Raw genomic sequence first — 10,831 nt, forward strand, 5'->3', positions numbered from 1 at the left:
CGCACCTTTTTATCGGCTGCCCCGCCGGACAGCCGACACATCGAGCACGTGGACCAAGAAGGGCTACCACGCCTCAAGCATATGATGAGCATCATCTCGACGGACGACGCTCTCAGTCTTTAGGAGAACCCCTTCATATTTTCCGGATCACGCTTAGCCAAACCCGCTACGTGGATTGTAGGGGTGCTGGTCCCGCCACTTCTGCATCAATGCTTCCAGCTCGGCGTCGTTCCCGTCCGGTAGCATAATCCTGACGGTGACGAAGAGATCCCCGGTTCCGCCAGCTTTTGGCAGTCCCTTGCCCTTGAGGCGGAAGGTCCGGCCGCTGGAGGTGTTTTGCGGGACCGAAAGCTCCACGGCATTGCCGAGGGTGGGCACGCGGACCTTGCCGCCAAGCACCGCCTCGTAGAGCGTGACCGGCAGGTCGATCCTGAGATCGGCGCCCTCGATCTTGAAGAACGGATGCTGCGCGATGCTGATCGTGATCAGGAGATCGCCGGGCGGATGGCCCTGAGCGCTCTCGCCCTGCCCCCGCAACCGGATCTGCTGGCCTTCGGTGACGCCGGCCGGAATCTTGACGTTGAGTTCCTTGCCATTCGGCAGCCGGACGCGCTTCTCGCCGCCCTTCACCGCCTCCTCCAGAGAGACGGTCATGGCGACATTGACGTCGAGATCGAGCCCGATCCCGCCGGTGTCGAATTCGAACTGGGCACCGCCGCCGGCCCCGGGCCGCGGACGCGGCCCACCGCCAAACATGCTGTTGAGGATGTCCTCGAACGCGCCGCCGCCCGGACCAGGGCCCGCGCCGCCGCCGCGGAACGTATAGCTCTCGAACCCGCCAGGACCCGCGCGCCCGCGCGGCCCACCGCCGCCGCCCGGAAAACCCTGGAAGCGCGGCTTGCCGTCGGCGTCGATCTCGCCGCGGTCGAATTGCTTGCGCTTATCCTCGTCGCCGAGGATCTCGTTGGCCGTATTGAGCTCAGCGAAGCGCTCGGCCGCCTTCGGGTCGTTCTTGTTGCTGTCGGGATGGTGCTTCTTGGCAAGCTTGCGATAGGCGCTCTTGATCGCGGCAGCGTTGGCGCTCCGCGGCACCCCCAAGACCTCATAGGGGTCGCGCATCCGTCACGTCTCCTTCAAGAAATCGAATTGTTCAAAGGGCTCCCCGCCCCAACTGAGCCTCATGTGGGGGGCGAGTGGTATTTTTGCAACTAGCCTGGCGAAGCGATTCCTAGCTCCGCCACGGCTTTAGCGTATGAATCTCCCAACTGCCACGGCTGCTTTGACAGCCCGCACCCTGGAGCCAGCTTTCGGTGCTGCCGTTGACGTAGCTCGCCAGGAAGTCGCGGCACTTGCGGCCGTCCTCGGCGGCATAGGATTGCGCGATCGGCGTGACCGAACCGCGCGCCCCGGTTTCCGGATTCTCCCAATGCTGGCTGGAATCCTTATCGTTCTTGCTGAGGACGTCGGAGGCAGCGTTGCGGGCGAAGGCGAGATCGGTGTCGGTCGGCGCCTTGGCCGGCATTGCGATCGAGCCGGTGAGGTCGCTGTCGTCGGCCTTGGCGTAGGCACTCTTGTCGTTGCGGGAGAAGCTGCAGCCGCCGGCGCCGAGCCCGATCAGAATGATCGTCATGACGAAGCCGGATGGCCGGATCGCCGATAGGCCAACGCGTCCCCATACCCTATATAGGGCGGTAGCAGACAACGACGCGTTTTGGACCGCAGGACGCAACTCGGACCCCAGACATGACCGACACGAGCTCGATGAAACACCAGACACCCTTAACATCCGGTGATTTCACCGCCGCCGACGAGCCCTTTGCGCTGTTCGAGGCCTGGCTGAACGAAGCCATCAAGAGCGAGCCGAACGATCCGAACGCCATGGCGCTCGCCACCGTCGATCCCGATGGCCTGCCGGACGTGCGCATGGTGCTGATGAAGGGCTTCGATACTGATGGTTTCGTCTTCTACAGCCACATCGCCAGCCAGAAGGGCCGCGAACTCGCCGCAAATCCTAAGGCGGCGTTACTTTTTCACTGGAAGTCGCTGCGCCGTCAGGTCCGCATCCGCGGCAACGTGACGCCGGTGACCGAAGCCGAGGCCGACGCCTATTTCGCGACCCGGCCGAAGCAGGCGCAGATCGGCGCCTGGGCGAGCAAGCAGTCGCAGGAGCTCGAGAGCCGCTTCGCCTTCGAGCAGGCGATCGCCAAGGTCGCCGCCAAGCACATGATCGGGGAGGTGCCACGGCCGCCGGGCTGGAGCGGCTGGCGTATCACGCCGTCGCGTATCGAGTTCTGGCATGACCGCCCATTCCGCCTGCACGACCGCATCGAATTTCGCCGTGACGCGGCCGGCCAGAAATGGTCCAAGACGCGGATGTATCCCTAGTGTTTTGTTCGAGCATGATCCTTTCGGAAAGCCCCTCCGGGTCCGGATCATGCTCCAACCTGAAAGACCTTCATGCCGCAGCCTTCCAATGCGCCGCGCCGTACGCTGCTCCTGACCGGAGCGAGCCGCGGCATCGGCCATGCCACCGTGATCCGTTTCTCCTCGGCCGGCTGGCGCGTGATCACCTGCTCGCGGCATCCGTTCCCGGAGGATTGTCCGTGGGACGCGGGCCCTGAGGACCATATCCAGGTCGACCTCGCCACCCCCGCAGATACCACGCGCGCGATCTCCGACATCCGCGACCGTCTCGAAGGCGGCATGCTGCATGCGCTGGTCAACAACGCCGCGATCTCGCCGAAGGGGGCCGGCGGCTCCAGGCTCGGCTCGATCGACACGGACCTCGACACCTGGACGCACGTGTTCAATGTCAACTTCTTCGCGCCGATCATGATGGCGCGCGGGCTGATCGAGGAACTGAAAACGGCCAAGGGCTCTGTCGTGAACGTCACCTCGATCGCGGGCTCGCGCGTGCATCCCTTCGCGGGCGCGGCCTACGCCACCTCGAAGGCCGCGCTGGCGTCCCTGACGCGCGAAATGGCCTCCGACTTCGGCCGCGTCGGCGTGCGCGTCAACGCGATCGCGCCGGGCGAGATCGACACCTCGATCCTGTCGCCGGGCACCGAGAAGATCGTCGACCAGCAGATCCCGATGCACCGGCTCGGCACACCGGACGAGGTCGCCAAGATCATCTACGTGCTGTGCACGGACACCAGTTCTTACGTCAACGGCGCCGAGATCCACATCAACGGCGGCCAGCACGTGTAGGCTACCGCGTCATTGCAAGCGCAAGCGAAGCAATCCAGACTGCCTCGGTGAGGACAGTCTGGATTGCCTCGTCGCTTCAGTGCAAAATTGCTTCGCAATTTTGTCGCGAGGTCCTCGCAATGATGATGTTGGAAGTAACGCCGGAGAAGCAAGGCGATCCAGACAACGCCGCCGCAAGACCTGGATCGCCCTTAGCTTCCGTTCCTCAATCGAGTCGAATCCGACGTGACCTCTCGCGTGGCTGCGGAGCGGCCGTGCTGATTGCAGTCGAGCAATCGTCGTCGTTCTCGCCGTCGAGCAGCGGAGCACCACAGTGCCGGCACATGCGTGCCGACATCGACGACGCCTTGCCGCTCGTCGCGACGTGGCGATAGCTCGCCAGATCGATGACGTTGGGGGGCGTCGTTATGTGTTTTTCAACCATGGCTGTTCCTCGCGGCTTACCTGCTCCTTATCGCAGACAAGTTTCGCGCAAACGTTCAGCCCACCGCTCAAATTTTACCGGAGGAATTGGGGCGGCGAGCACACATCGCCGTGCGGCCGCAATCCCGCTCTATTCTGCGACACCAGACGCTGTGTCTCTGCGTCCGGCGTAAGGTCTCGGTCACTATTACAGCCACTTCTTCCACTTGAAGATCCAGTACGGAACGATCGCCGCAATCAGCATCAGCACCAGCGCGAACGGATAACCGTGCACCCATTCGAGTTCCGGCATCGACTTGAAGTTCATGCCGTAGATCGAGGCGATCAGCGTCGGCGGCATCAGGACAACCGCCATGACCGAAAACAGCTTGATGATGTTGTTCTGCTCGAGATTGACGACGCCGAGCATGGCGTCGAGCACAAAGGTGATCTTGCTAGAGAGATAGGAGGCGTGATCGGTCAGCGAGACGACGTCGCGCTGCATGGTCTTGAGCTGCTCGCGCATGTCCTTCGACCATTTCACGCCCTCCACCACCGCGGAAAGGAAGGCGACGACGCGGCCGATCGAGACCAGGCTCTCGCGAACCTTGGAGGTCAGATCGCCCTTGCGGCCGATCGAGATCAGGATTTGCGAATATTGCTTGGCGTGACCGTGGCGCTCGCTCTCCGGCTCGAAAATGTCATGGGAGACCTGATCGATCTCGGCGCCGCAGCGCTCCAGGATGTCGGCGCAGCGGTCGATCACGGCATCGAGCAGCTCCATCAGCACCATCTCGCCGGTGATGGCCGGTGTGCAGGAACGGGCCAGCTTGGCCTCGACCAGCGCAAAGGGCTTGGGCTGGTCATAGCGCACCGTTACCAGGCGGTGGTCGCCCAGAATGAACGTGACCGCCGTGGTCCTCGGCATATCGGTATCGGATTGGCACATCAGCGTCGCGGTCATGTAGCGCGCGCCGTTCTCCATATAGAGGCGGCTCGAGATCTCGATCTCCTGCATGTCCTCCCGGGTCGGGATTGCGATCCCCGAGAGCTTCTCGACGGCTTTGTCCTCGGCCGCGGTCGGGTTGACCAGGTCGATCCAGACCGCATGCTCCGGGACTGCTGCGAGATCCTCGATGACGGCCTTCTTGAGGGAGGACTCGAAGGGAACGAACACAGAAAACATGCACAACTCCAGCAGGGGCCTGCGACAGACTGACAGCGCTTAGCGCGATTCTGACAAGTTGATGATGACAAGCACATTAACGGAGCGTTTGCATTTGTGGCGACGCCATGGCCCAACTGTGGCACGGAATCGACACTTACGACCGTTTTGCCCAGAAATCGGCTCTGGCCCGCAAAACTTGCGGCAGAAAAGCCACAGGTAAGGTCTTGCAGCGCGGGAGAAGCGTCGTGAGGCTGGAATTGTGGCAGATTTCAACGATAATGGGGCCAACGGAATCGTGGAATTGGGCTTACTCAAGCTCCACGAAAGCTTGTTGTTGTCGATTGGAACCAAATCATGTCGTCGCTGAAAGTTACGCTGGGTATTTTGGCCGCTGGCCTGATGCTGTCGGGCTGCATGCAGGCCACGCATTTTGAAGCGACCGACACCAAGGCCTTCAAGCCGAAGGACAAGGAACTCCTTGCCAAGGTTCGGTACGAGAACACCCCGGTCGCAGAGCCGTTCCGCCGCGCCATCGTTGAGTACCACCGCAAGGAATCGCCGGGCTCGATCGTGGTCGATTCCGACAACCATTACCTCTACTACGTTCTGGATGGCGGCAAGGCGATCCGCTACGGCATCACCGTCGGTGAAGAAGCCATGGCTTGGTCGGGCATCGCCAAGGTGGGCAGCAAGACCGAGTGGCCGGCCTGGCACCCCACCCCCGGCGAAATTTCGCGCCTGGGCGTGCCCACCTTCGTCGCCCCCGGTCCGGACAATCCAATGGGCTCCCGCGCGATGTATCTCTACTCCGGCGGCAAGGACACATTGTTCCGCATTCACGGCACCAACCAGCCGGAATATATCGGCGCGTCGATCTCGTCGGGCTGCATCCGCCTGACCAACGAGGACGCGATCGACCTCTATGATCGCGTCAAGGTCGGCACCCTCGTTGTGGTGCTCGAGCCCAAGCATGGCGACTCGCCCTACAATTCACGGCTTGCGCTCGGCGGCAGCCAAACTGGCCAGGCGGGCAGCTACTGATCAGGTACCTGATCTCTGACATTCAAAAGCGCCGGTTTCACCGGCGCTTTTTTGTTGCCGGCTTGTGCGGCCGGGCTTTTTGGCCGTCGGCCGCCGGCTTGTCCGGGGAGGCAGCCGACTTCTCGGCCGCCTCGTCGTCAATTCCTTGCTTCGTCTCGGGCTTGGCCTCGGGCTTCGCTTCGGGTTTGGCCGCGACCTCACGCGGCGGCGCCTCCTCGGGCCGTTCCGCCGGCAGCAGCGGGGCAACCTGCGGCAGCGGATCCCAGACGTTCCACTGGCAGATCCGGTAGTCGTTGCGCCGCTGCGCGAGATCGAGATGGATATGGTCCTCGTGGTACCAATCCGAGCCGGGGCCGAGCACAGTCGAAAAGCGCGAGCAGACCGAATGCAGCACGCGCTCGCGCACCTCGCGCGGCATGGTGCGGTCGGTCAGGCCGATCGACTGCCCATTAGCGAGCTTGATGGCGCGCACATCGATCGCATTGGCCTTGCCGTGCTCGGACAGCATGGCGCCGACGACGCGGTTGCGGCCACGACACTCGAAGCTGTCGAAATTGTCGAGATCGCTGATGGTCGAGCCGAGGCTCGCGGCCAGCGGCACCACGTCCTTGCGCACCCAATCGGCGATTGCGGATGCCATGGTGCAGCGGAGGATCGCCGCCGGCTTGACCGCCACCTTGCGCTTGTCCGGCAGCACGATGGCCTCGAGCCGCACCAGATCCTCGCCGCCACAGGCGCCGGGGCCGCGGATATCCGGGATCGAAGGCGCGATCGCGATCTCCTCGGTCAGCGCGAGGCGGCACGCCGAGGCCTGCTTCTCGGGCGGCGGCGCGGCTTCGGCGGGCTGGGCGGCGCCAGGTTTGTCCGCGGAAGGCTTGTCTTCGGTCTCCGCAGGAGCCTCGTCCGATGCCTTGGCCGACCCCTTGGGGGCCTCCTCGGGGCGAGGTCTTGGGAGCGGGATCCTGCCAGAGATATTGGCAGAATGAACCGTGGCGCGCGGCCGTGGTGCCGCAATACCAAAGATGTCCAGCGGGGACCCATATTTGCGCGCCTCTGCCCGATCCGCGAGCCCGAGCGCGACGGTAACCATTGCCGCGCCGACGGACATATAGCCGCGATAAGACCATTTGCGGCGAAAGGCGGGCAGGCTAAAACTCATGACAATTCTTTGGCCCAACGCTGAGAGCGACAATCCGCCCAGCGGCTTCTCGGAGGAACGACGGAATGCTTGGTTTGATGCAAGACTGGCCCCTGCTCTGCCACAGGATCATCGAACACGCCGCCAAGATTCATGGCAAGCAGGAGGTCGTGACGCGCTCGGTCGAGGGACCGATCCATCGCACCACCTATGCCGATATCCACAAGCGCGCGCTCAAGGTCTCGCAGATGCTGGAGCGCGACGGCATCAAGCTCGGCGACCGTGTCGCAACGATCGCCTGGAACACCTGGCGCCATCTTGAGGTCTGGTACGGCATCATGGGGATCGGCGCCATCTGCCATACCGTCAATCCCCGCCTTTTCCCCGAGCAGATCGCCTGGATCATCAACCATGCGCAGGACCGCATCGTGATGACCGATATCACGTTCATTCCGGTCCTGGAGAAGATCGCCGACAAGCTGACAAGCGTGGAACGCTATGTCGTGCTCACCGACAAGGCGCACATGCCGCAGACGACGCTGAAGAACGTGGTCGCCTACGAGGACTGGATTGCGGAGGCCGACGGCAAGTTTAAATGGAAGGACTTTGACGAGAACACGGCGGCCGCGATGTGCTACACATCGGGCACCACCGGCGATCCCAAAGGCGTGCTGTATTCGCATCGCTCCAACGTGCTGCACGCGCTGATGGCCAACAATGTCGACGCGCTCGGTACCAGCGCCTCCGAAACCATGCTTCCCGTGGTGCCGCTCTTCCACGCCAACAGCTGGGGCATCGCCTTCTCCGCGCCGTCGCAGGGCACCAAGCTCGTCATGCCCGGCGCCAAGCTCGACGGCGCCTCGGTCTATGAGCTGCTCTCGACCGAGAGGGTGACGCATACCGCCGGCGTGCCCACGGTGTGGCTGATGCTGCTCCAGCACATGACCGCGAACAATCTGAAGCTGCCGGACCTGAAGATGGTGATCTGCGGCGGCTCGGCGATGCCGCGTTCGATGATCAACGCCTTCCTCGACATGGGCTCGAACGTCCGTCACGCCTGGGGCATGACCGAGATGAGCCCGATCGGCAGCGTCGCGGCGCTGAAGCCGCCGTTCCAGAATGCGACCGGCGAGGCGCGGCTCGACGTGCTCCAGATGCAGGGCTACGCGCCGTTCGCCGTCGAGATGAAGATCACCGACGATGCCGGCAAGGAACTGCCGTGGGACGGCACGACCTTCGGCCGCCTCAAGGTCGCCGGCCCGGCCGTCGCCAAGGCCTATTACCGGGTCGACGCCAACATTCTCGACGAGGACGGCTTCTTCGACACCGGCGACGTCGCGACCATCGACGAAGCCGGCTACATGCGGATCACCGACCGCTCCAAGGACGTGATCAAGTCCGGCGGCGAGTGGATTTCCTCGATCGAGCTGGAGAACCTCGCAGTCGGCCATCCCGCGGTGGCGGAAGCCGCCGTGATCGGCGTGTTCCATCCCAAATGGGACGAGCGTCCGCTGCTGATCGTGCAGCTGAAGCAGGGCCAGCAGGCCAGCCGCGAGGACATCCTGAAGTTCATGGATGGCAAGATCGCCAAATGGTGGATGCCCGACGACGTTGCCTTCGTCGACGGTATCCCCCACACGGCGACGGGCAAGATCCTGAAGACCGCGCTGCGCGATCAGTTTAGGGAATACCGCTTCCCGAACGCGGCGGCGTAGGCCATCTCGGACGTCGTGCCCGGGCTTCGTCCCGCCTGCGGGGCCAAAGCCCCTTCGGCGCGGCGACGGCCCGGACATCCGCGTCCTCATGGCAAAAAGACGTGAATGGCCGGTCAAGCCCGGCCATGACGATGCAGCCTTCTGCGGAACTCTTGAATTTGCCCGCGGGCCGTGGTCTCAACGGCCCATCGTCGTGCCAGATCGGCCGGCACCGTCCCCAAGATCCCGGCAGAGCTGACCCGATGGCCCGCAGGTTTTCCGCTCCCTACCAGTCGGAGCCCGTCTCCAGCCTCGCGAGCTGGGCGCGCAATCTGGCCGTGTTCGCCGTGGTGGCGGTGGTGGTCTCGATCATCATCGTCCGGTTCGGCTTCCTGGAGATGAAGCCGGCGCTCGCGACCTTCTTCGGCGGGCTCGGGATTGCCGCGCTCTCGATCCTGTTCGGGCTCGCCGGCTTCGCCGCGATCTGGCAGAACGGCTCGCGCGGCATGGCGCGCATCCTGCTTGCGTTCCTGATCGACGGCGCGATCCTCGCCTATCCCGCTTATCTCGGCCTGCAATACCGCAAGCTGCCGGCGATCCACGACATCACCACCGACCCGATCGACCCGCCGCGCTTCGACGCCCTGGCCCGCCTGCGCACCGGCGATGGTACCAATACCGCTGTGTATGCCGGCCTCTATTCGGCCGAGCAGCAGCGTCAATTCTATCCCGATATCGAGCCGATCGAGCTCGAGATTTCAGTCGACCGCGCCTATGCGATCGCGCTTCAGCTGGTCAACAAGCGCAAATGGTTGATCATCGACGAGCGCGCGCCGCAGCCCCCGCGCCGCATCGGCCGCATCGAGGCGGTGGCGCGCTCACCGATCATGGGTTTCCGCGAGGACATCGCCATCCGGGTCGTGCCCGACGGCGAGGATTCCCGCGTCGATATCCGCTCCGCCTCGCGCTATTTCGAGAGCGACCTCGGCAGCAACGCCGCACGCGTGAAGAAATTCATCGACGATCTCAACACCGCCGCCGATGCCGACGCACTCAAGCCGGTGAAGAAGACGCCGGTGGCGCCGCCGAAGGCGCCGGCGAAGACGGTGAAGAAGTGACGGAAGTCTAAGCGTTCGCCATCCGATAGGTCCCGCCGATCACGGGATCGCCGTCCGTCGCCACCACGCCGCGGGCGACCAGGTCTTCCAGATGCGCCAGCACGGAATAGCCCGCCGCGGTGGTGAGCCTCGGATCGATGCCGATATAGATCGCCCGGACCATGGTCGGGATGTCGGTCTCGCCCTTGGCAAGGCGGTGCAGGATGGAGGCCTCGCGCGCCTTGCGGTGACGGATCAGGAAGCGCACGAAGCGCGGGCCTTCTGGAATTTCGGGGCCGTGACCGGAGAAATACACATCCTCCTCGCGCGCGGCGAGACGATCCAGCGATTCCATGTAGTCGATCATCGAGCCGTCGGGCGGGGCCACGATCGAGGTCGACCATCCCATCACGTGATCGCCGACGAAGTTGAATTTTCGCTCGGGCCAGGCAAAAGCGAGGTGGTTGGCGGTATGGCCGGGTGTCGCCACGGCCTCGAGCCGCCAGCCATCTCCTTCGACCACGTCGCCATGGCCGATCCTGATATCGGGCGCGAAGTCGCGGTCGGCGCCGGATTCCGGGTTGTGCTTCTCGCTCTCGAAGCGCGGGCGCGAGGCGCGGTGCGGGCCTTCGGCGTAAACTGGCGCGCCGGTCGACCGCTTGATCCGCGCGGTGTTCGGCGAATGGTCGCGGTGGGTGTGGGTGACGAAGATATGGCTCACCGTCTCGCCGCTGACGGCATCGAGCAGCGCCGCCGCATGCGCCTCGTCGTCCGGACCGGGATCGATGATCGCGACGTTGCCCCGGCCCACGATGTAGCTGACCGTGCCGGTGAAAGTGAACGGACTCGGATTGTTACAGAGCACGCGCCGCACGCCGGGGCGGACTTCCTCGACGATGCCGGGCTTCAGCGGAAAGTCGCGGTTGAACGGGACGTCGTCGTTGTCGGACATGGCTTGCTCGTACCTTGCTGACTTCGTCATGCCCGGCCTCGTGCCGGGCATCCACGTTCTTCGCGTGGTCTAAGACGTGGATGGCCGGGACAAGCCCGGCCATGACGCGATTGGAGAGTTCAGTCGCAT

Annotated in this window: 10 protein-coding genes; 5 read left to right on the top strand and 5 right to left on the bottom strand. The window is 63.9% G+C overall.

From position 1 onward, the window contains the following. Positions 1-153 precede the first annotated feature (153 nt). Positions 154-1,119, bottom strand: coding sequence for a J domain-containing protein (locus tag IVB32_RS04365; protein ID WP_247369232.1), 966 nt, complete (start codon positions 1,117-1,119; stop codon positions 154-156). A gap of 109 nt (positions 1,120-1,228) precedes the next feature. Continuing rightward, positions 1,229-1,630, bottom strand: a complete 402-nt coding sequence (locus tag IVB32_RS04370; RefSeq protein ID WP_247290981.1) for an RT0821/Lpp0805 family surface protein — start codon at positions 1,628-1,630, stop codon at positions 1,229-1,231. 113 nt (positions 1,631-1,743) lie between these two features. Between IVB32_RS04370 and pdxH the strand changes: the two genes are divergently transcribed. Both pdxH and IVB32_RS04380 read left to right on the top strand, forming a co-directional pair. Next, complete coding sequence (gene pdxH, locus IVB32_RS04375; protein ID WP_247369234.1) at positions 1,744-2,385, top strand: pyridoxamine 5'-phosphate oxidase; 642 nt, start codon at positions 1,744-1,746, stop codon at positions 2,383-2,385. A gap of 72 nt (positions 2,386-2,457) precedes the next feature. Then, positions 2,458-3,210 (top strand): SDR family oxidoreductase, encoded by a 753-nt coding sequence (locus IVB32_RS04380; RefSeq protein ID WP_007607375.1) that lies wholly within the window; start codon positions 2,458-2,460, stop codon positions 3,208-3,210. A gap of 610 nt (positions 3,211-3,820) precedes the next feature. Here the strand turns inward: IVB32_RS04380 and IVB32_RS04385 are convergent. Continuing rightward, a complete protein-coding gene (locus IVB32_RS04385) occupies positions 3,821-4,798 on the bottom strand; it encodes a magnesium transporter CorA family protein (protein WP_018456234.1) in 978 nt (325 codons plus the stop codon). Positions 4,799-5,134: 336 nt separating this feature from the next. Here IVB32_RS04385 and IVB32_RS04390 point away from each other — a divergent pair, with 336 nt between their 5' ends. After that, positions 5,135-5,821, top strand: a complete 687-nt coding sequence (locus tag IVB32_RS04390; RefSeq protein WP_018456233.1) for a L,D-transpeptidase — start codon at positions 5,135-5,137, stop codon at positions 5,819-5,821. 37 nt (positions 5,822-5,858) lie between these two features. On the opposite strand, the gene IVB32_RS04395 is transcribed toward IVB32_RS04390, so the two are convergent. Further along, complete coding sequence (locus tag IVB32_RS04395; RefSeq protein ID WP_247369236.1) at positions 5,859-6,980, bottom strand: extensin family protein; 1,122 nt, start codon at positions 6,978-6,980, stop codon at positions 5,859-5,861. Positions 6,981-7,045: 65 nt separating this feature from the next. Between IVB32_RS04395 and IVB32_RS04400 the strand changes: the two genes are divergently transcribed. Beyond that, positions 7,046-8,674 (top strand): fatty-acid--CoA ligase, encoded by a 1,629-nt coding sequence (locus IVB32_RS04400; RefSeq protein ID WP_247369238.1) that lies wholly within the window; start codon positions 7,046-7,048, stop codon positions 8,672-8,674. Positions 8,675-8,916: 242 nt separating this feature from the next. Beyond that, positions 8,917-9,771, top strand: coding sequence for a DUF1499 domain-containing protein (locus IVB32_RS04405; RefSeq protein ID WP_247369240.1), 855 nt, complete (start codon positions 8,917-8,919; stop codon positions 9,769-9,771). 7 nt (positions 9,772-9,778) lie between these two features. Here the strand turns inward: IVB32_RS04405 and IVB32_RS04410 are convergent, their stop codons facing one another. Continuing rightward, the gene (locus IVB32_RS04410; RefSeq protein ID WP_085352554.1) at positions 9,779-10,702 is read right to left on the bottom strand and encodes an MBL fold metallo-hydrolase; all 924 of its coding nucleotides are present in this window, start codon (positions 10,700-10,702) and stop codon (positions 9,779-9,781) included. Between the last annotated feature and the right edge of the window lie 129 nt (positions 10,703-10,831).

Source organism: Bradyrhizobium sp. 23 (assembly GCF_023073295.1).
Classification (GTDB): Bacteria; Pseudomonadota; Alphaproteobacteria; order Rhizobiales; family Xanthobacteraceae; genus Bradyrhizobium; species Bradyrhizobium canariense_D.

Excerpts from the sequence above, each read along its gene's own strand:
- IVB32_RS04365 (WP_247369232.1), bottom strand. The coding sequence starts at position 1,119 with ATGCGCGACCCCTATGAGGTCTTGGGGGTGCCGCGGAGCGCCAACGCT.
- IVB32_RS04370 (WP_247290981.1), bottom strand. The coding sequence starts at position 1,630 with ATGACGATCATTCTGATCGGGCTCGGCGCCGGCGGCTGCAGCTTCTCC.
- pdxH (WP_247369234.1), top strand. The coding sequence starts at position 1,744 with ATGACCGACACGAGCTCGATGAAACACCAGACACCCTTAACATCCGGT.
- IVB32_RS04380 (WP_007607375.1), top strand. The coding sequence starts at position 2,458 with ATGCCGCAGCCTTCCAATGCGCCGCGCCGTACGCTGCTCCTGACCGGA.
- IVB32_RS04385 (WP_018456234.1), bottom strand. The coding sequence starts at position 4,798 with ATGTTTTCTGTGTTCGTTCCCTTCGAGTCCTCCCTCAAGAAGGCCGTC.
- IVB32_RS04390 (WP_018456233.1), top strand. The coding sequence starts at position 5,135 with ATGTCGTCGCTGAAAGTTACGCTGGGTATTTTGGCCGCTGGCCTGATG.
- IVB32_RS04395 (WP_247369236.1), bottom strand. The coding sequence starts at position 6,980 with ATGAGTTTTAGCCTGCCCGCCTTTCGCCGCAAATGGTCTTATCGCGGC.
- IVB32_RS04400 (WP_247369238.1), top strand. The coding sequence starts at position 7,046 with ATGCTTGGTTTGATGCAAGACTGGCCCCTGCTCTGCCACAGGATCATC.
- IVB32_RS04405 (WP_247369240.1), top strand. The coding sequence starts at position 8,917 with ATGGCCCGCAGGTTTTCCGCTCCCTACCAGTCGGAGCCCGTCTCCAGC.
- IVB32_RS04410 (WP_085352554.1), bottom strand. The coding sequence starts at position 10,702 with ATGTCCGACAACGACGACGTCCCGTTCAACCGCGACTTTCCGCTGAAG.